Below are 20,406 nucleotides of genomic sequence, written 5' to 3'. Positions count from 1 at the left end.
CGCGTTCCTCAGACCTTTACCGGGGCGGCCAGGCGTACGCCCTGCTGGCGCAGGGCCAGGCGAAAGGCATCGGCCAGGGACGCCTTGGTGATCACGTCGCCCAGGTCCACGCCCAGGTGGACGATGGTGGCGGCGATCTGCGGGCGAATACCGCTGATGATGCACTGGGCACCCATCAGGCGGGCGGCGGTCACCGTCTTGAGCAGGTGCTGGGCGACCATGGTGTCCACCGTGGGCACGCCGGTGATGTCGATGATGGCGATGTCCGACTCGGTCTGGACGATCTTTTCCAGCAGCGACTCCATCACCACCTGGGTGCGGTTGCTGTCCAGCGCGCCGATCAGCGGGATGGCCAGGATGCCGTCCCACAGTTCCACCACCGGGGTGGACAGTTCCAGCATGCTTTCCTGTTGCTCGCGGATCACCGTCTCGCGACCGCTCATGTAGCTTTCCATGCTGTACAGGCCGAGATCGTCGATCAGCCGGGTGGCGGCCCAGATCTCGGCGAGCGGGTCGTCGCATTCGTTCTGGATCAGGTTGAACAGCGGTTCCTTGAGCGAGAAGACGAAGGTCGCCGTCTGTGCGGGCGTCAGGCCCGCGCGGCTCTGGTCGAAGGAGAAGCGCTCCAGCAGCGCCCGTACCGGCTGCCAGTGCGGCTCGCGCAGATTGCCCAGGCCCTGGGCGGCGGCCACGGTGATCCGCCGCAGCAGCTCGGCGGAATTGGCCATGATGGTGGTTTCGTCGAGCAGGTCAATGCGCATGCCGGCGGCGCGCTGGGCGCCGATCCAGGCATCGAGCAGCGGCCGCTCGTGGGTGCGCAGCAGCTCGACCAAAGCGGTACTGTACATGGGGGTTCCTAGGTGACGAGGAGGCGGCTCAGGACGGGCCGACCGGGCGGAAAGCGTGGGAAGCGGTGGCAGGTGCAGGTGGGATCCGACCACGCGATCGGATCCCCGGAGGATCACATGTCCATCTTTTCCTTGGTGATCTTGCCGGTCTTGGCGTCGGCATGGAAGTCGTACTTCATACCATCTTTCTTCATGCCTTCGCCTTCCCACTGACCGTCATCGGCTTCGATCTTGGTGATCGAAGTATAGCCCTGCTCCATGAGCTTGGACTTGACGTCGTTCATGGGCATCCAGTCGGCGCCGGGCTGGTCGGCCAGGGCCGCGGTGCTGGCCAGGACGGAACAGGCAAACAGGGAAGCGAGCAGCTTGGATTTCATCGCGAGACCTCGTCGTGGTGGTATGCCCAGGCTTGGACCACCACCACGCGCGACAGATCCCCGCTGTCCCAGGCGTCAGCCGGCCGTTTCTTCGACCAGGTGCGGCAGCAGTCCGGCAGGGGCCTTGGTGCCCTGGCCCTTGGTCTTGCGCGGGGTATAGGGACGACTGGCCAGCCGCCACAGATCCCGCCAGCGCTCGGCGAGGGCGGTGGGCTTGTCTAGATAGAGGCGCAGGCCTAGGGAAAAGGCCTTCGCCTGCAGCCGCTCGCGCTGCTGGGCCAGGCTTTCGCCGATGGCCAGGCGGGTGTTGCTGGCGCCGAACAGGGTCGGCTCGTCCACCAGCAGCTGCTGCATCACCGCCAGGTCGTGATCGTCGCCCAGGTATTCCGACAGGCGCTTGAGGCTCTTCTGCCGCGTCTTGAATTCCGCCGGCCAGGCCGCGGCGAGCAGCTGGGTGTGATACCAGTGATCCTTCACCCGCTTGCGCCAGTCGTGCAGGTTGTCGTCGGTGGGCTTGTCGCGCGCGGTCTTGAGCGCCTGGCGCCCGGCCTTGTAGTTATCTTCCAGGCCGCGGGCGAAGAGGGCGAAGCCCTTGCCGGAGAGTTTCCAGCCTGCCGCTTCCTCACGCATGGCGGTCAGTTCGTCGAGCAACTCGGGGTGACCGCTGGCCGCGGCGATCTGCTGGTCGGCGCGCTCTTGCAGGCGCTGGCGCACGCGCTTCATGGCCGGCGAGGCGAATCGCTTGCGGTCGGACTCGCCGAGCTTGTCCCAGCTTTCCACCAGGGCGGCGCTGTCACGCAGCGAGGACAGCTCGCGCCCGAGGTCGCGCAGGCGCCGGTTGCGACTGGCGAAGGCGCGCTTGCCCAGGGCGCCGTGCAGCAGCCGCAGGAGGGCACGCATTTCCTTGAGTCGCTTGCGCGTCTCGTGGACGCCCTTGGGGGTACCGCTGGACAGGGACGCCTCGGCCTGCACCAGACGATCCGTCACCACGCGGCGGACTTCCTCGTCAGCCGGTTGCCGCGCCTCGAAACGAAAGGCCATCGAACTCTCCTCAATAGGTGGACTGCAGCACCCGCTTGCGCGGGAGCGTAACGGTAAGAAAGACCTTCCCGACAGCGGGAGATGCCAAATTTCATCTAAACGTCATATTTCCTTCATGCCGCTCACGCCGGGCACCGCCTGCCGCCGGGTCGGTCAGAAGGGCTATAGTTGCCCGACCACCTGCGCAAGGAGATCCGGATGTTCGAAGCCGCCGAAAACGAACACCTGCTCGACGAGGCCACCTACGACGCCAAGCTGCCCAAGCTGCGCGAGGCGCTGCTGGCCGCCCAGTACGAACTCAAAAATCAAGGCCGCTTCCCGGTGATCGTGCTGATCAATGGCATCGAGGGGGCGGGCAAGGGCGAGACGGTCAAGTTGCTCAACGAGTGGATGGATCCGCGCCTGATCCGCGTCGAGACCTTTCTGCAGCCCAGCAACGAAGAACGCCAGCACCCGCCGGCGTGGCGCTACTGGCAGCGCCTGCCGGGCAAGGGACGGATCGGCGTGTTCTTCGGCAACTGGTACAGCCAGATGCTGCACGGCCGGGTCAACAAGGAACTCAGCCGCGTCGAGCTGGATGCCGCCATCGGCCAGGCGGAACGCTTCGAGCGCATGCTCGCCGACGAAGGCGCGCTGATCCTCAAGTTCTGGTTCCACCTCTCCAAGCCCCAGCTCAAGCAGCGCCTGAAGCACCTCAAGAACGATCCCCGCCTGGGCTGGAAGCTCAGCCCGCTGGACTGGCGGCAGGCCAAGGTCTATGACCGCTTCGTTAGGGAAGGCGAGCGGGTGGTGCGGCGAACCCATCACGACTACGCCCCCTGGCACGTGGTGCCCGGCTTCGACGAGCGCTTTCGCAGCCTGACCGTTGGCACCGTGCTGCTCAAGGCACTGCAGCGGGCCCTGGCCAACAAGCCGCGCAAGCAACGCCGGGCCGCCGCCGTGGTGCCACCACCGGTGGATGGCCGCGGCGTGCTGGAAGCCATAGATCTGACCCAGCGCCTGGACAAGGCCGACTACGACGACCAGTTGCTCGCCGAGCAGGCGCGACTGGCGCGCCTGCTACGCGACAAGAAGTATCGTCGGCATGCGCTGGTGGCCGCCTTCGAGGGCAATGACGCGGCCGGCAAGGGCAGCGCCATCCGCCGTGTCACCGGCGCCCTGGATCCGCGCCAGTACCGCATCGTCCCGGTCGCCGCGCCCAGCGACGAGGAACTGGCCCAGCCCTATCTGTGGCGCTTCTGGCGACACATTCCGCGGCAGGGCAACTTCACCATCTTCGATCGTTCCTGGTACGGCCGGGTGCTGGTGGAGCGGGTCGAGGGGCTGACCCCCGCCGCCGACTGGCAGCGTGCCTACGGCGAGATCAACGACTTCGAGGAACAGCTCCACGACGCCGGCCTCGTGCTGGCCAAGTTCTGGCTGGCCATCGACCAGGACACCCAGCTGGAGCGCTTCCGCGCCCGCGAGGAAACGCCCTTCAAGCGTTTCAAGATCACCGAGGACGACTGGCGCAACCGGGACAAGTGGGATCTCTACAGTCAGGCCGTCAACGACATGGTGGTGCAGACCAGCACGGCCATCGCGCCCTGGACGCTGGTGGAGGCCAACGACAAGAGGTTCGCGCGGGTGAAGGTGGTGCGGACGCTTAACGAGGCGTTGGAGCGGGCGTATGACAAGGGGTAAGCCAATGCCGGGGCTGTTTGGCTGATTATCGAGGTTTGCGGCTAGCTCTTGTTTCGCCCCCTCGGGCGAGTCACTTTTGCCAGTCGCGGCTGCGCGCCCCGGACAAAAGTAACCAAAAACGCTTGCCCCGCCATTCGGCCCCGGCTGTGCCGGGGGTCGCTCCCTCCATCGTCGCTCTAGGGGCCCGCCGCGAAGGGCCCTCCTAGGCCCTCGCGACTCTCGCGGCATCCATGCCGCTCGACCCCTTGCGCAACGATTGCGCTCGCCCTGCTGGAAGGGGTATTGGGCGCGCCTGTACCTTGGATTGCCCAAGAGAAGGGGCGACGTGAAGCGCGGCAGCTTTGGCTAAAACATTAAATCCCAGAAACGAAAAAGCCCCACCGAAGTGGGGCCTTTCTGCAACCGGATCAGTCGTTAGACGACTTGAACCTGGTCAGCTTGCATACCCTTCTGGCCTTTGACAGCCACGAAAGTGACCTTCTGGCCTTCGCTCAGGCTCTTGAAGCCGGCGCTTTCGATGGAGCGGTAGTGCACGAACAGGTCGGCGCCGCTTTCCGGGGTGATGAAGCCGTAGCCTTTCTCATCGTTGAACCACTTGACGGTGCCATTTTCACGATTGGACATGAGTATCTCCAGGGTGTAGGGGGAACAACCACGTTAGCGAGACATTCGCTAGCGGGACTGTAATGCGAGAGTGAGACGAGCCAGGAGATGAAAATGAAGCAACATCAAGCAGGTATCGAGTAACTATTGCAGTAGCAGTGCCCACACCATACTCGCTTTCGCGAGCTTGTATAGCCCTGATTCGCATATTTGTTGACCAATGGCGCTGCTTGCGCTGCCAGAGCGTCTCACTCAGGCTACGGATTCCCCTGCTCGAAAGAGACTCCGCATGGACAAGCTGCACCGGATCAAGGGGGCCTGGCCCTACCTGATCGCCGTCTTTCTCAACGCCTTCGTCGATCTTGGCCACAAGATCGTCATCCAGAACACCGTGTTCAAGGTCTATGACGGTTCCACCCAGGTGGTGCTGACCGCCCTAGTCAACGGCATGATGCTGTTGCCCTTCATCCTGCTGTTCAGTCCCTCCGGCCATGTGGCCGATCGCTTCGCCAAGGTCCGGGTGCTGCGCCTCGGCGGCTGGGCGGCGGTGGCCATCACCCTGGGCATCACCCTGGCCTACTATGCCGGGCTGTTCGAGCTGGCCTTCGCCATGACGCTCCTGCTGGCCATCCAGGCGACCTTCTATTCGCCCGCCAAGTACGGCTACATCAAGGCGCTGTTCGGCAAGCAGCGGCTGGCCGAGGGCAATGGCCTGGTGCAGGCCAATTCCATCATCGCCATTCTCGCCGGCACCGTGGTCTTCACCGCCTTCTTCCAGCTGCACCTGGGCGCGGGCCATGCCACGCCCCATGCCATCCTGCAGGACATCGCCCCGCTGGGCTGGCTGCTGGTGCTCTGCAGCCTGGCCGAGGTGGCGCTGCTCTATCGGCTGCCGCTGCTGGAAGAGCCCAAGCCACGGCAGGCCTTCGACTGGCACGCCTATGTGCGGCTGCAGAGTGCTCGGCGCAACCTGGCGGTGATCGGTGAGAATCCGGTGATCCGCCTGTCGATCATCGGGCTGGCGGTGTTCTGGTCGGTGGGCCAGGTGCTGCTGGCGAGCTTTCCGGCCTATGCCAAGGAGCACCTGGGCATCGACAACGTGCTGCTGCTGCAGGGCATCCTGGCCTGCGCCGGGATCGGCATCGCCATCGGCTCGGCACTGGCCAGCCGGGCCTCCCGCGGGCGCATCGAGACCGGCCTGATCCCGGTGGGCGCCCTGGGCATCGCCCTCGGCCTGTGGTGGCTGCCGGCGCCCAGTTCGGCCTGGGTGCATGCGCTCAACTTCATCTTCATCGGCCTGATGGGCGGGTTGTTCATCGTTCCGCTCAACGCCCTGATCCAGTTCCATGCCCGCGAGGACCAGCTCGGCACGGTGCTGGCGGCCAACAACTGGGTGCAGAACGTCGCCATGCTGAGCTTTCTGGTGCTCACCGCGGTGATCGCCCTGCTGGGCCTGGACAGTCGCTGGCTGCTGCTGCTGATCGCCGCCGTGGCGCTGATCGGCGGCGCCTACACGGTGTGGAAGCTGCCGCAGAGCCTAGTGCGTTTCCTGCTCGGCCTGATGGTCACCCGCCACTACCGCATCCAGGTGCAGGGGCTGCAGAACCTGCCGGCTCAGGGCGGGGTGCTGCTGCTGGGCAATCACATCAGCTGGGTCGACTGGGCCATGGTGCAGATCGCCAGTCCGCGCCCGGTGCGCTTCGTGATGCTGCGCGCGATCTACGAGCGCTGGTACCTGAAGCCCTTTCTCAAGGCCATGGGCTGCCTGCCCATCGCCCAGGGCACCGGCGCCGGCGCGGCGCTGGAGCAGGTGGCCGGGCTGCTCAGCGCCGGCGAGGTGGTCTGCCTGTTTCCGGAAGGGGCGATCAGCCGCACCGGTCAGCTCGGCGAATTCCGCCGCGGCTACGAAAAGGCCTGCGAGCGGGTCGGTCCCGAGGTGCAGATCGTGCCCTTCTACCTGCGCGGTCTCTGGGGCAGCCAGTTCTCGCGCTCTTCCAGCAAGCTCAAGGAACTGCGGGACAGCCCGCTGCACCGCGAGGTGGTGGTGGCCTTCGGCAAGGCGTTGCCCAAGGACACCCCGGCCGATGTGCTCAAGCGGCGCATCTTCGAGTTGTCGATCCGCTCCTGGGAGCGCTACATGCAGGGCCTGCCGTCGCTGGCCGATGCCTGGGTGGCCAGCGTCAAGCGCCGGCCCAACGGCCTGGCGCTGATCGACGACCTGGGCGCTCCGCTCAAGGCCGCCCAGGCGCTCACCGGCGCCGCCTGCTTGGCGCGGCGGATGCGCAAGCGACCCGAGGCCAATCTCGGCCTGCTGCTGCCCACCAGCAGCGGCGGCATGCTGGCCAACATGGCGGTGCTGCTGGCCGGCAAGACCCTGGTCAATCTCAACTACACGGCCACGCCCGAGGCCCTGGCTTCGGGGCTGGACCAAGCCGGTATCCGTACCGTCTACACCTCGACGCGCTTCCTCGACCGCCTGCGCAAGCGCGGGCTGCCGGTGGACGAGTTGCTCGCCGGGCGCGAGGTGGTGGATCTGGAGACGCTGCGCGCCGGTATCGGCAAGGCCGAGTTGCTGGCCAACTGGCTGGCGGTCTGGCTGTTGCCCACCGCCATGCTGCAGGTGCTGGTGAGTCGTGCCCACGATCCCGAGGCCACCGCCGCCATCCTCTTCTCCAGTGGCAGCGAGGGCACGCCCAAAGGGGTGATGCTCAGCCACAGCAACCTCATGGCCAATCTCAAGCAGACCTCGGACGTGCTCAACACCCAGGACGACGACGTCTTCATGGCCTCGCTGCCGCTGTTCCACGCCTTCGGCCTCACCGTGACCCAGTTCCTGCCGCTGATCGAAGGGGTGCCGGTGGTCTGCCAGGCCGATCCCACCGACGTGGCCGGCATCGCCAAGGCGGTGGCGACCCATCGCGCCACGGTGCTCTGCGGCACCTCGACCTTCCTGCGGCTGTTCGTGCGCAACACCAAGGTGCATCCGCTGATGCTGGAGAGTCTGCGCATCGTGGTGGCCGGTGCCGAGCGCCTGGATCCAGCGGTGCGCGAGGCCTTCAAGCTCAAGTTCAACCAGGACATCTACGAGGGCTACGGCGCCACCGAGACCGCCCCGGTGGCCTCGGTCAACCTGCCCGATGCCCTGGACGTCAGCTACCTGCAGGTGCAGCGCGGCGGCAAGCTCGGCACCGTGGGCATGCCGCTGCCGGGGACCGGCTTCAAGATCGTCGACCCCCAGACCTTTGCCGAATTGCCCACCGGCGAGGCCGGCATGGTGCTGATCGGCGGGCCGCAACTGATGCAGGGCTATCTGAACGATCCCGAGCGCACCACCAAGGCCATCCGCGAGATCGACGGCGAGCGCTGGTACGTGACCGGCGACCAGGGCCGGCTGGACGAGGATGGCTTTCTCACCATCGTCGACCGCTATTCGCGCTTCGCCAAGATCGGCGGCGAGATGGTCAGCCTGGGTGCCGTGGAGCAGGCCCTGGCCAGGGCGGTGGCCGATCCGGAGATCGAGTTGCAGGCGGTCAATCTGCCGGATGCCCGAAAAGGCGAGCGCATCGTGGTGCTGCATACCGGCACCCTGGACGGCGCGGCGGTGGAGAAGTCCCTGTTGGCCCAGGGGGTGAGCGGACTGCTGTTGCCCTCGGCCTGGCTGGCGGTGGACAGCCTGCCGAAACTGGGGACCGGCAAGGCCGACGTGGCCGGCGCGAAACGGCTGGCGCAGACGCGGTTGAACGAGGCGGGGGAGGCCTAGGCGATAAATCGGCCAGTCGGCGCCAGCGAACCCTAAAGCCTGGCGCCGTTTGGCCGATCATGAGGGGGCTAATCATTTTTTCGAGGTCTTCCCGGTGAAGCTACGCTCCCTCAACATCGCCCCGCGGGCCCTGGTCGCCTTTGGATTCTTCGCCCTGCTGGTGATCGGCCTCGGGCTGTTTTCCCTGGGCCAGAATCGCGTCATCAAGGAGGGCGAGGAGCAAATCGTCGGTAACGTGATCCCCAGCGTCCAGACCATCGGCGAGATCCGCGCCGATCTGCTGAGTCTGCGCATGCACAACCAGGGGCTGATGCTGGCCAGCTCCAACGCCGAGACCCAGGCGGTGCACAAGGCCATCGAGGCGGCCAAGGCTACCCTGGAACAGCATGTGCGCCATTTCGACGCCCTGCTGCTCACCGATACCGGGCGGGAGGTCTACACCCGGATGACCGGCCAACTGGCCACCTACCTGAGCAACCAGAATCGCTATCTCAAGGCCCTCGACGACCAGAACGACGCCGAGCTGCTCAAGCTGGCCGGGCAGGACGGCGAGATGGCCCACAGCGGCAATGCCCTGAGCGCTACCGTCAACGAACTCGCCGGACTGGTCGATGGCAAGGTCACGCGGCTGGCCGCCGCCTCCATGGCCAGCTACCACAACGCCATCGCCGTCACCGTGACGGTGATGGTGGCGGCCCTGGCCGGTACCCTGCTGCTGGCCTGGCGCTTTACCCGCAGCCTCACCGGGCCGCTGGAAAAGGCCCTGGCGGTGGCCGAGCGCATCGCCGCCAACGACCTCAGCCGGACGGTCGAGCCGGACGGGCGCGACGAACCCGGCCGGCTGCTGGCGGCCATGGCGCGGATGCAGGACAACCTGCGCGGCACCCTGGAGCGGCTGACCTTGTCGTCCACCACCCTGGCGTCCACTTCCGAAGAGTTGTCGACGGTCACCGAGACCGGGCTGCGCGGCATCCAGCGGCAGAACGACGAGCTGGCCCAGGCGGCCACCGCCGTCAACCAGATGACCGCCGCGGTGGAGGAGGTGGCGCGCAACGCCGCCGCCGCCAGCGCCGCCGCCCAGGATTCGCGTACCTCCGCCGATCTTGGCCAGCGCCGGGTCGAGGAGACCCTCAGCACCATTCACGCCCTGCACAGCGCCGTGGCCTCCAGCAGTGGCGAGATCGACGGCCTGGCCGCCCAGGTGCAACGCATCAGCGGGGTGCTCGACGTCATCCGCGGCATCGCCGAGCAGACCAATCTGCTGGCACTCAACGCCGCCATCGAAGCCGCGCGTGCCGGTGAGGCCGGGCGCGGCTTTGCCGTGGTGGCCGACGAGGTGCGCGCCCTGGCGGCCCGTACCCAGCAGTCCACCGGCGAGATCGAAGACATGATCGGCGCCATCCAGGGCGGCGCCGGCAAGGCGGTGGACGCCATGGCCACCAGCAATCAGCAGGCCGGTATCTGCCTGGACGTGGCCGCGGCCGCCGGCGAGGCCCTGGCCGAGATCGGTCGCCACATCGTGCAGATCACCGAGCGCAACCTGAGTATCTCCGCCGCCACCGAGGAGCAGGCCCAGGTGGCCCGCGAGGTGGATCGCAACCTCACCAGCATTCGCGACCTGTCCACCCAGAACGCCGCCGGGGCCGGGCAGACCGCGGCCGCCAGCACCGACCTGGCGCGTCTGGCCGGTGACCTGAGCGGTGCGGTGCGACAGTTCCGGCTCTGAACCCGGAATCCTTCAGCGGGCGATGTCCTCCAGCGCCCGGTTGCGGGTGCGCGGGCCGAATAGGCCGATGGTCAGCACCACGATCAGCATGCTGGCGACGATGAAGGCCAGCACGCCCGGGGTGCCCAGGCGCTCCAGCAGGCTGCCGATCAGCAGGCTGCTGAACACCGTGGACAGCCGGCTGAAGGAATAGCAGAAGCCCACCGCCCGGGCACGGATGGCGGTGGGAAACAGCTCGGCCTGGTAGGAGTGGAAGGCGAAGGTCAGCCAGGCGTTGCAGAAGGTGATGCCGATGCCACAGAGGATCAGGCCGAGGGCACCCTGCTGCAGGGCGAACAGACTGCCGAAGCCCACCGTCCCCAGGGCGGAGCCGACGATCTGCCACTTGTTCTCGAAGCGATTGGCGATGCGCACGAACAGCAGTGGCCCCAGCGGATAGGCGAGGGTGATGACGAAGGCATAGCCCAGGCTGTGGGTCAGGCTCACGCCCTGGCCGGAGAGCAGCGCCGGCAGCCAGTTGCCGAAGCCGAAGAAGCCGATAGCCTGGAACAGGTTGAAGACGATCAGCATGATCACCCGGCGCCGATAGGGCGGTTGCCACAGCGCCGCGAAGCGCGCGCTCACGGCGGGTTCTTCGACGATCGCGGCCGGCGGCGGCAGCGGCTGGCTACTGTCGGCCTGGCAGGCTGCTTCCAGGCGCTCCACGCCCTGTTCGGCTTCGTCCAGCCGGCCCTGCTGGGCCAGCCAGCGCGGTGATTCGGGCAGGCGCTGGCGCAACCACCAGATGAACAGGGCGAAGACGGCACTGGACAGCACCACCCAGCGCCAGCCGGAGATCCCCAGCGGCGCCTGGGGTACTAGCCACCAGGACAGCAGCGCCACCGCCGGCACCGAGAGGAACTGGAGGGCGAAGGCAAAGGCGAACGCCGAGGTGCGCATGGCCTTGGGCACCAGTTCTGACAGATAGGCGTCGATGGTCACCAGCTCCAGGCCCAGGCCGATGCCCACCACGAAGCGCAAGGCGATCAGCCCCAGGGCGGTGGTCTGCAGGCCCATGGCCAGGGTCGCCAGGGTGTAGCCGACCAGCGCCCAGGTAAAGATCGCCCGGCGACCGAAGCGGTCGGCGATGGGGCTGAGCAGGCTGGCGCCGACGAACAGGCCGAGAAAGGTGGCCGCGGCGAAGGCGGCCTGGTCGGAGACGCCGAACACCCCGGCCGCGCCGGTCTGGAAGACGCCATCGCGCAGGAGCCCGGGGCTGATGTAGGCGGTCTGGAACAGGTCGTAGAGTTCGAAGAAGCCGCCGATGGACAGCAGAGCCACCAGGCGCCACAGGCTGCGGGTGGCAGGCAGGCGATCGAGACGCGCCGACAGGGCGGCGGCCCGCTGGGAGGCGGGCAGGGCAGTGGCCGAAGCCGAAGCCGAAGACGCAGAGGTCATGGGACGCTATCCAGAGAACAGTCGTCCTACAGCTTACGGATCAACCCGTACCGAATGTTGCCAAAGATTTCCGTGCCGAGTATGCCGTTTGGCAGGAAATCGCGTTTCCGAGCTCGATTCTGGCAGCCTCTTGCGTTGATCAGGGGACCAGCGCCAGGGCAGTGCGCAGATCGACCACCAGGACATCCAGATAACCGCCCTGCAGCGCGCCGCGGATAGCGTTGACCTTGCGCAGGCCTCCGGCCAGACCCACCACGCGGTCGATCTCTAGCAGTTGCGGTAGGTCCACCGCGACCACGGTCTCTTCGCTGTCGTCCAGCACCGGCCGGCCTTGGGCATCGAAGTACCTCAGGCAGATGTCGCCCACCGCGCCGCGGGCGGCGAGCACTTCCAGCATGGCCTCGCCATGGTAGTTGCCGCTGTTGCGCAAGAGCTGCGACGGCTCCAATTCGCCGATGCCGACTAGCGCCACGGTGAGCCGGGCGAAGCGCTCGGTCACCTCGCGCACCTCGTCCAGCTGCAGGATGCGCTGGCGACTTTCCGGTGACTGCTCGATGCTCTGGGACGGCAGCAGATAGGCCGGGCAACCCAGCAGATTGGCGAGTTGCTGGGTCAGCAGGGTGGCCTCGAAGGCGCCCTTGTTGCCGACCCCGCCGAGCAGCTGCACCACCTCGGTCGCACCCTGGCGACTGCTGCCGCGGTGCATGTGGCCGACCATGGCGCGGATGGTGGAGCTCCAGGAAGAGATGCCGATGTGGTCCTTCTCGGTGACGCTGGTTTCCAGGTAGTGGGCGGCGGCCGAGCCGATGGCCTGCTTGATGGCCTCTTCGTCGTCACCGGTGGGCTCCACCACGATCGCCTGGCGGATGCCGTAGCGCTGCTGCAGCTGACGCTCCAGTTCCAGGTGGAAGTTGCGCGGGCGCTGCACCGAGATGCGCACGATGCCTTCCTTGAGCGCTCGGCTCAGGGCGCGGCTGACGAAGGATTGCGACAGGTCGAGCTGTTCGGAGATCTGCGACTGCTTGAGTCCCTCTTCGTAGTAGAGAGAGGCGATCTTGGTCAGCAGGCGTTGTTCTTCGAGGTTACTCATCCAGATTCCCGGTACCAGCGGATACGCCGCGCTCGCGGCGGCCAGCCCGGACCGGGAAGCCCCCTGGCCGCGACGAACTACCGAAAAGCAGGCACGTACCTGTTAGAAAGGCGCATTTTCCAGCTATTTTCCCTCAGCCTCCCGCCGGACGCCAAGGCTTTTGCGGCCTGCACATCCTTGTTGGAGGCTGCTCATAAGCGCGCGAGCTAGAGTCAAACAAGGCGAAAAGCCCTGAGGAAGCGGAGTTTACGAGTGGTAAATGAGCATTCCGAAGGGCTTTTCAACGCCGTTTGGCCGACGCGTAGCCGCTTATGAGCAGCCTCTCAGGACATGATCAGGCCACCGTCCACATTGATCGCCTGGCCGGTGATGTAGGCGGCGTCCGCCGAGGCTAGGAAGGCCACCAGGCCGGCCACGTCGGCGGGGGTGCCGGCGCGCTTCATGGGGATGTTGCCGACCCATTCGGTCATCAGTTCACCCTGGCCATAACGCTTTTCCGGGGTGGAAAGGATCTCGCCCCAGACCCGGTCGTTGTAGTCCCACATCTCGCTTTCGATGATGCCGGGGCAGAAGGCGTTGACGGTGATGCCGTGGCGCGCCAGTTCGTGGGCCAGGCTCTGGGTGATGCCGATGACGCCCATCTTGCTCGCCGCATAGTGCGGCGTGTAGATGAAGCCCTGGCGCCCCTGGCCGGAGCTGGTGTTGATCAGGCGTCCGCCACGCCCAGCGGCGACCATGCGCCTGGCCGCCTCGCGGCAGCACAGCCAGACGCCGGTGGTGTTGACCTGCAGAATGCGATCGAAGTCCTCGCGCGGCATGCGGTCGAAGGCGTCGATGGTGATGATCCCGGCGTTCTGCACCGAGACGTCGATGCGACCGAAGCGGGCCTCGGCCTGGGCATAGAGGTCGGCCACCGCCGCCTCGTTGGTGATGTCCACCACCAGCGGCAGCACCTCGGCCCCGGTCTCGGCGGCCAGCCGCGCGGCGGTATCGTGCACCCGCTCGGCGTTGGAGACCAGCACCAGGTTGGCGCCCTCACGCCCGAAGCGCTCGGCGATACCTTCACCGATGCCACGGCAACCCCCGGTGATGACCACGGTTTGACCAGCGAAGCGACGTTCCACGTGAAACCTCCTAGAGCTATAGGCCACGATCTCGCGAGCTAGAGCTAACCCAGTTGAATACGGCTGAGAACGTTAACCAGGCGTGTGCTCAGATTTACGAGGGGTAAATGAGCAGTCCGACGGGGCCGCCCAGACCGGGCTGGCGATCCAGGCTGTATTCAACGCAGGTTGGCCGACGCGCAGCAGATCGTGAAAGGCGTTACCAGCAGACGAAGCCGCCATCGACGATGAGGTCAACCCCGGTGCAGAAGGACGCGGCCGGGCTGCAGAGGAAGATCGCCGGACCGACCATTTCGTCCACCTCGGCCATGCGGCCCAGCGGGGTGGTCTGCTCGAAGATCCTGACCTGGTCGGCCACCTCCGGACGGGTGTTCATCGGCGTGGCGGTGTAGCCGGGGCTGATGCAGTTGACCCGGATGCCGCGCTCGGCCCATTCCATCGCCAGGCTCTTGGTCAGGTGGATGACCCCGGCCTTGGAGGTGTTGTAGTGGGCCTGCAGCAGGCCGCGGTTGACGATGCTGCCGGACATGGAGGCGATGTTGACGATGGCTCCCTTGCCGCGTGGCAGCATGACCCGCGCCTGGGCCTGGCAGCTGAGCAGCACCCCGGTGAGGTTGATGTCGAGCATGCGCTGCCAGCGCTCTAGCTCCAGTTCCTCGGCCGGCTGGGCGTTGGCGATGCCGGCGCTGTTGACGGCGAGGCTCAGGGGACCGAGTTCGGCCTCGGTACGGGCCACGGCGGCTTCCAGGTCGGCGGCGCTGGTCACCGAGCCTTCCAGGGCCAGGGCGCGGCGGCCGTGGGCCTGGATGCGTTCGACGGTACCGGCCAGATCGCGACTGCCGGGCAGGTCGAAGCAGGCCACCTGGGCCCCGGCCTCGGCGAGCCCGATGGCGATGGCCTGGCCGATGCCGCTGCCGGCACCGGTGACGAAGGCGGTCTGGCCGCCGAGATCGAAGAGACGCATGAAAGAACTCCTAGTCAGGCGGTAGCCAATTCCATCACGGCCACTGGAGTGGCCTGTTCACGTTCGAGAATACCCATCTGCTGGCCACGGCTCATCACCATGACTCGATGCGACAGGCCGAGGACCTCGTCGAGGTCCGAGCTGACCACGATCACCGCCATGCCGGTGGCTGCCAGTTCGGCGATCACCTGGTAGATGGCGGCGCGGGCGCCGACGTCGATGCCGCGGGTGGGCTCGTCGAGGATGAAGACCTTGGGATTGCGTGCCAGCCACTTGGCGATGATCACCTTCTGCTGGTTGCCACCCGAGAGGGCAGCGATGGCCTGCTCCGGCTGGCCCTTCACGCCTAGCCGCGCCACCGCCTTGCGGGCGAAGGCGCGCAGGCCGCCGGGGGATACCCAGCCACCGGCGGCGAGCAGGTCGGTGTTGCCATAGATGAGGTTTTCCTCGATGGCGTGGTCGACCACCACGCCCTGCTGCTTGCGATCCTCGGGCACCAGCACGATGCCGGCCTGGATGGCTTCGCAGGGACTGGCGAAGCGGCAGGTCTGGCCTTCCAGCACCAGGGTGCCGGTGACCTGCTCGGCAGCGCCGGCGATGGCGCGGACCAGTTCGGTACGGCCGGCGCCGACCACCCCGGCCACGCCGAGCACCTCACCGGCGCGCACCGCGAAATCGATGTGCTTGAGCGGCATCTCGCGGCAGCTGAGATCCTTGACCCGCAGGACCTCCCGCGTACCCGGCGCGGCCATGGTTGGAAAGATGCGCTCCACGCTGCGCCCGACCATTTCTTCCACCAGTTGCCGCACCGGCACCTGGGCGGTGGCGTGCAAGGCGATCTGGCGGCCGTCGCGCAAGACCAGCACCCGGTCGGCGATGCGCGCGATCTCTTCCAGGCGATGGCTGATGTAGATGAAGGAGACGCCCTCGGCCTTGAGTCGCTCGACCTGGGCGAACAGCAATTCGGTCTCTTCGCCACCCAGGGCCGCGGTGGGTTCGTCGAGGATCAGCAGGCGCGCCTTGAGGGTCAGCGCCTTGGCGATCTCTACCAGTTGCTGGGCGGCCACGCTGAGGCCGGCCACGGTGCGCGTGGCGGGCACCTTCAGGCCCAGGCGATCCAGCTGGCGCTGGGCCTCGGTTTCCATGAAGGCGCGATCGATGCGGCCACCGCGCATGGGCAGGCGGCCGACGAACATGTTTTCGGCGATGGTCAGTTCCGGCAGCAGGCGGATCTCCTGATGGATCAGACCGATGCCGGCGGCCAGCGCGGCGCCAGGGGAATCCGGGGCGTAGTCGCGACCCAGCCAGGTCATGCGGCCACCGGCTTCGGGTGGCACCAGGCCGGCGATGATCGACGACAGGGTGGACTTGCCGGCGCCGTTCTCGCCGAGCAGGGCCAGGACCTCGCCCGGCTGGATATCGACGTCCACGCCGCTCAGCACCTCGATGCCGGCGTATTTCTTGCCGATGTTTCTCAGGCTGAGGGCGGCGGGCTGTTCCAGGGGCATGACGGCGGACATGGAGCCTCCGAAGGGGGAGCTGAAACGGTGCCTCCCTTGGGAGGCACCTGGGGCATGGGCTGGCGGCGGCGGCCGTTATCCGCTGCTGGCCAGGTGATCCGTTACGGGTGGTTCTCGATGAAGGAGGCGACGTTATCCTTGGTGGTCAGGATCGCCTCCTGCAGCTGCTCCTTGGGCACTTGCTTGCCTTCCTTGAGCGCCACTGCCGATTCCAGGGCCATGCGCCCCATCTTGCGGGTCTGCTGGGTCATGGTGGCGGACAGGGTGCCGGCGGCCACGGCCTTGAGGCCGGCCACGTCGCCGTCGAAGCCGACGATGGTCACCGGATGGTCGAGGTTGGCGACCTTGACCGCCTGGGCGGCGCCCAGGGCCATGGCGTCGGCACGGCCGAAGAAGACGCTGATGTTGGGATCGCGCTGGAGCATGTCCTGGGCCACGGCGAAGCCCTTGTCCTGGGCCCACTCGGCGGGCTGCTGGGCGACCACCTTCAACTCGGGAAACTTGGCCAGGCCTTCGGCGAAGCCCTTGGCGCGATCGTTTTCCGGCGTGGTGCCGATCTGACCCTGGAGGATGGCGACGCGGCCCTTGCCGTTGGTGACCTTACCGACGTATCCGGCCAGGGTACGGGCGGCGGCGACGCTGTCGCTGGCGATGAAGGTGTCACCCGGGGCATCGGGAGCGTTGCGGTCGACCGCCACCACCGGGATGCCGGCGGCCTTGGCCGCCTTGACGGGGACACCGGCGGCGGTGGCGCCGGCCGGGATGTAGATCAGGGCGTCGACCTGACGGGTGATCAGGTCCTGGATCTGGTTGACCTGGGTCGCCGAGTTGCCCTGGGCGTCCACGGTGATCACCTTGATGCCCTTGGCCTTGCCTTCGGCCTCGACGGCCTGCTTGATCTGGTTGAAGAAGTCGGCCTGCAGGTTGGCCACGGCCAGGCCCACGGTGAGCTCCTTGGCCTGGGCATTGAGGGCGCCGGTGCAGGTGATGGTGGCGAACAGGGTACTGAGCAACAGCTTCTTGGGGGTCAGCATGGATGGCACTCCGTTGTTATTGTTGTACTGCGGTGACGAGACGAAGCAGTTCTAAACTAGCGCTGCCCGTTACGGCGGCGCAGGGTGTCCAGGGTGACGGCCAGGGCGATGACGATGCCGATGATCACCTGCTGCACGAAGGGCGAGACCCCCAGCAGATTCAGGCCGTTGCGCAGCACGCCGATGATCAGCACCCCTACCAGGGTGCCACCGACGCTGCCGACGCCGCCGCTGAGGCTGGCGCCGCCGATCACCACCGCGGCGATGGCATCCAGCTCCATGGATAGGCCGGCGCTGGGCTGGGACGAATCCAGGCGCGCGGCCATGGCCACCGCGGCCAGGCCCGCCAGGGCGCCGCTCAGGCCATAGATCCAGAGGGTGATGGTGCGCACCTTGATGCCCGACAACCGTGCCACTTCGGCGCTGCCGCCCATGGCATAGAGGTTGCGGCCACCGGCGCGAAAGCGCAGGAACACCCAGGCCACCAGCAGCATCAGCAGGAACAGCCCGACGGTGACCGAGAGGAAGCCGAAGTGCCGCACCGTGGCCAGGTTGGTGAACCAGTCCGGGAAGCCGACGATCTGGCGACCGTCGGTGAGGATGTTGGCCAGGCCGCGGGCCACCGACATCATGGTCAGAGTGGCGATGAAGGCCGGCAGGCGCGCCCGGGCGATCAACAGCCCCGAGACCAGGCCGCAGACCAGGCCACCGAGGATGGCGGCGGGAATGGCCAGGCCCAGCGACCAGCCAATGTCCTGGTAGAGCCAGCCCAGCAGCATCATGGAGAAGGCCAGCACCGAGCCCACCGACAGGTCGATGCCGCCGATGACGATCACCAGGGTCATGCCGATGGCCAGGATGCCGAGCACGGTCACCTGGTCGAGGATGTTGAGGGCGTTGCGCACGGAGAAGAAATACTCCGAGGCAAAGGAGAACACGGTGATCAGCAGCGCCAGGCCGATCAGCGGGCCGCCGACGTTGCGCGGCAGGCGCAGTGCCAGGCGGGCCAGGGGCTTGGCGGGTGGCGAGGCAGTCGGGGCTTTGGCGTCCACGCACTTCTCCTAGGAGGTTATTGTTCTTGTGTCCGGCTCGCCTGAATATTTATGCGTGCCTGATTTTTAATTCAGACTCCGCCTGTTCCGGATGGAAGTCAAGCGCCTTTTCATCGCCGTCTGCCGAACGCGATGGCTTCGGCAATCCCGCAGCCCGCCCCGCATTCTATCCGCTCGCCAGGTCGCCAACGGCCGTTCCTGGCTATTGACGGCCCTGCGGATTGGGGTCTAAATGATAAATATATTTTCAGTGACGAATAAATATTCATAAGACGCCCACTGAAACCTCGGCAGGCGTCTGCTCCATCGCAGCTTCGGATACCCGAGGGGGTCGCCTGATGAATCCGTTCCAGTACGACGTCGCGCAGATTCGCGAAAAGGCCCGGCTGATCCGCCGGCGCGTCATCCAGCTCAATGCCGGCTCGCCCGCCGGCGGCCATACCGGGGCGGATCTGTCGGAGACAGACATCCTCGCTACCCTCTATTTCCGCCTGCTCGACGTCGCCCCGGAGCGCCTCGCTGATCCCCAGCGCGACATCTACATCCAGAGCAAGGGCCATGGCGTCGGCGGCCTCTACTGCTGCCTGGCCGAGGCCGGCTACTTCCCGCCGGAATGGCTCGACACCTACCAACATTTCGACTCCCACCTGCCGGGCCATCCGGTGCGGCAGAAGACCCCCGGCATCGAGCTCAACACCGGCGCCCTCGGCCACGGCTTGCCGGTCGCCACCGGGATCGCCCTGGCCGCGCAACGCGATGGCAGTCCGCGCCGCGTCTATGTGCTGACCGGTGATGGCGAACTGGGCGAGGGCTCCAACTGGGAGTCGGCACTAACCGCCGCCAAGTACCGGCTGGACAACCTCACGGTGATCGTCGACCACAACCGCCTGCAACTGGCCGGCCCCACCGCGGAGATCCTGCCGCTGGAGCCCCTGGCCGAGAAGTGGCGCGCCTTCGGCTTCCATGTGGTCGAGTGCGATGGCAACGACGTGGCCCAACTGGTGGAGACCCTGGAAGCGCTGCGTGAACACCGCGGCCAGCCCCAGGTGCTTATCGCCAATACCGTCAAAGGCAAGGGGGTTTCCTTCATCGAAGGCAAACCCGAATGGCACCACCGGGTGCCCAAGGGCGACGAGATCGCCGCTGCACTGGAGGAGCTCGACCATGGCCACTGATACCCAGACTCCGGGCGAAGCCCATCTCGCCAGCGTCATGGTCGAGGCCTTCATCGCCGCGGTGGACGCCGGCGTCGACCTGGTGCCGGTGGTGAGCGATTCCACCTCCACGGCCAAGATCGGCCCCTTCGTCAAACGCTTCCCGGAGCGCCTGGTCAATGTCGGCATCGCCGAACAGACCCTGGTCGGGGTGGCCGCCGGCCTGGGCCTCGCCGGCAAGGTGGCGGTGACCTGCAACGCCGCGCCCTTCCTGATCTCCCGGGCCAACGAACAGGTCAAGGTGGACGTCTGCTACAACAGGTCCAACGTCAAGATGTTCGGCCTCAACGCCGGGGCCAGCTACGGTCCCCTGGCCAGCACCCACCACAGCCTCGACGACATCGCCGTGATGCGCGGCTTCGGCAACGTGGAAATCTATGCGCCGGCCGATGGCCGCGAGTGCCGGCAGATCGTCGAGCACGCCCTGGCCCATGACGGTCCGGTCTATATCCGCCTGGACGGCAAGGCGCTGCCCGATCTGCACGGCCCCGACTATCGTTTCGTCCCCGGTCAGGTCGATGTGCTGCGCCAGGGTCACGACGTCAGCCTGGTGGCGCTGGGCTCGGTGGTCCACGAGGCGGTGGACGCCGCGCGGTTGCTGGCAGAGCAGGGTATCAGCGCGCAGGTAATCAATCTGTCGTCGATCCGTCCGCTGCAGCGCGAGGCCTTGCTGGAAGTCCTTTGCGCCGCCCGCGGCGGGGTGGTCACGGTGGAAGAGCACAACGCCAATGGCGGGGTGGGCAGCCTGGTCGCCGAGGTGATGGCCGAGGCCGCCCTGGGCGTGCCGCTGATCCGTCTGGGCATCGCCGACGGCGAGTATGCTGCCGCCGGAGGCCGCGGGCCGACCCGTGCCAGGCACGGCATCGATGCCGCCGGTATCGTCGCCGCGGTGCAGCGCCTGCGCTGAGGCTCAGGCGTCCGCCACGACAAGAA

Annotated in this window: 16 protein-coding genes; 5 read left to right on the top strand and 11 right to left on the bottom strand. The window is 66.7% G+C overall.

The window, feature by feature from the left end; genetic code table 11:
- Positions 1-8: 8 nt before the first annotated feature.
- From FHR73_RS14180 to FHR73_RS14170, 3 genes are all read right to left on the bottom strand, one after another.
- Positions 9-848 (bottom strand): STAS domain-containing protein, encoded by an 840-nt coding sequence (locus FHR73_RS14180; RefSeq protein WP_183632102.1) that lies wholly within the window; start codon positions 846-848, stop codon positions 9-11.
- A 113-nt stretch (positions 849-961) separates the two neighbouring features.
- Positions 962-1,225, bottom strand: coding sequence for a PepSY domain-containing protein (locus tag FHR73_RS14175; protein ID WP_007160186.1), 264 nt, complete (start codon positions 1,223-1,225; stop codon positions 962-964).
- A 75-nt stretch (positions 1,226-1,300) separates the two neighbouring features.
- Complete coding sequence (locus tag FHR73_RS14170) at positions 1,301-2,266, bottom strand: CHAD domain-containing protein (RefSeq protein WP_183632101.1); 966 nt, start codon at positions 2,264-2,266, stop codon at positions 1,301-1,303.
- Positions 2,267-2,464: 198 nt separating this feature from the next.
- Between FHR73_RS14170 and pap the strand changes: the two genes are divergently transcribed.
- On the top strand, positions 2,465-3,949 hold the full coding sequence (gene pap, locus FHR73_RS14165; RefSeq protein WP_183632099.1) for a polyphosphate:AMP phosphotransferase: 1,485 nt from the start codon (positions 2,465-2,467) through the stop codon (positions 3,947-3,949).
- Positions 3,950-4,363: 414 nt separating this feature from the next.
- Here pap and FHR73_RS14160 read toward each other — a convergent pair whose 3' ends face one another.
- Complete coding sequence (locus tag FHR73_RS14160; RefSeq protein ID WP_007160189.1) at positions 4,364-4,573, bottom strand: cold-shock protein; 210 nt, start codon at positions 4,571-4,573, stop codon at positions 4,364-4,366.
- Positions 4,574-4,841: 268 nt separating this feature from the next.
- Here FHR73_RS14160 and FHR73_RS14155 point away from each other — a divergent pair, with 268 nt between their 5' ends.
- Together FHR73_RS14155 and FHR73_RS14150 are read left to right on the top strand one after the other, a co-directional pair.
- Entirely contained in the window at positions 4,842-8,312 is a 3,471-nt protein-coding gene (locus tag FHR73_RS14155) for an acyl-[ACP]--phospholipid O-acyltransferase (RefSeq protein WP_183632097.1), read from the top strand.
- Positions 8,313-8,406: 94 nt separating this feature from the next.
- Entirely contained in the window at positions 8,407-10,038 is a 1,632-nt protein-coding gene (locus FHR73_RS14150; RefSeq protein ID WP_183632095.1) for a methyl-accepting chemotaxis protein, read from the top strand.
- A gap of 12 nt (positions 10,039-10,050) precedes the next feature.
- Here FHR73_RS14150 and FHR73_RS14145 read toward each other — a convergent pair whose 3' ends face one another.
- From FHR73_RS14145 to FHR73_RS14115, 7 genes are all read right to left on the bottom strand, one after another.
- A complete protein-coding gene (locus FHR73_RS14145; RefSeq protein WP_183632093.1) occupies positions 10,051-11,475 on the bottom strand; it encodes an MFS transporter in 1,425 nt (474 codons plus the stop codon).
- 139 nt (positions 11,476-11,614) lie between these two features.
- Complete coding sequence (locus tag FHR73_RS14140; RefSeq protein WP_007160193.1) at positions 11,615-12,565, bottom strand: sugar-binding transcriptional regulator; 951 nt, start codon at positions 12,563-12,565, stop codon at positions 11,615-11,617.
- A 323-nt stretch (positions 12,566-12,888) separates the two neighbouring features.
- Positions 12,889-13,689: an SDR family oxidoreductase gene (locus tag FHR73_RS14135; protein ID WP_183632092.1), complete on the bottom strand. Its 801-nt coding sequence runs from the start codon at positions 13,687-13,689 to the stop codon at positions 12,889-12,891.
- A 199-nt stretch (positions 13,690-13,888) separates the two neighbouring features.
- The gene (locus FHR73_RS14130; protein ID WP_183632090.1) at positions 13,889-14,653 is read right to left on the bottom strand and encodes an SDR family oxidoreductase; all 765 of its coding nucleotides are present in this window, start codon (positions 14,651-14,653) and stop codon (positions 13,889-13,891) included.
- Between the two features lie 14 nt (positions 14,654-14,667).
- Positions 14,668-16,173 carry a sugar ABC transporter ATP-binding protein gene (locus tag FHR73_RS14125; RefSeq protein WP_183632088.1) on the bottom strand — a complete coding sequence of 502 codons (1,506 nt, stop codon included), beginning with the start codon at positions 16,171-16,173 and terminating at the stop codon, positions 14,668-14,670.
- A 101-nt stretch (positions 16,174-16,274) separates the two neighbouring features.
- Positions 16,275-17,207, bottom strand: coding sequence for a sugar ABC transporter substrate-binding protein (locus FHR73_RS14120; RefSeq protein ID WP_183632086.1), 933 nt, complete (start codon positions 17,205-17,207; stop codon positions 16,275-16,277).
- 56 nt (positions 17,208-17,263) lie between these two features.
- Complete coding sequence (locus FHR73_RS14115) at positions 17,264-18,259, bottom strand: ABC transporter permease (RefSeq protein ID WP_183632084.1); 996 nt, start codon at positions 18,257-18,259, stop codon at positions 17,264-17,266.
- Positions 18,260-18,597: 338 nt separating this feature from the next.
- Between FHR73_RS14115 and FHR73_RS14110 the strand changes: the two genes are divergently transcribed.
- Entirely contained in the window at positions 18,598-19,434 is an 837-nt protein-coding gene (locus tag FHR73_RS14110) for a transketolase (RefSeq protein ID WP_133860280.1), read from the top strand.
- A complete protein-coding gene (locus tag FHR73_RS14105; RefSeq protein WP_183632082.1) occupies positions 19,424-20,380 on the top strand; it encodes a transketolase family protein in 957 nt (318 codons plus the stop codon). The genes FHR73_RS14110 and FHR73_RS14105 overlap by 11 nt, the downstream gene beginning before the upstream one ends.
- The last annotated feature ends 26 nt before the right edge of the window (positions 20,381-20,406 follow it).

Source organism: Pseudomonas sp. AS2.8 (assembly GCF_014190935.1).
Taxonomy (GTDB): Bacteria; Pseudomonadota; Gammaproteobacteria; order Pseudomonadales; family Pseudomonadaceae; genus Chryseomonas.
The sequence above is the reverse complement of the archived record's forward strand: the minus strand, read 5'-3'. Positions and strand labels throughout refer to the sequence as shown.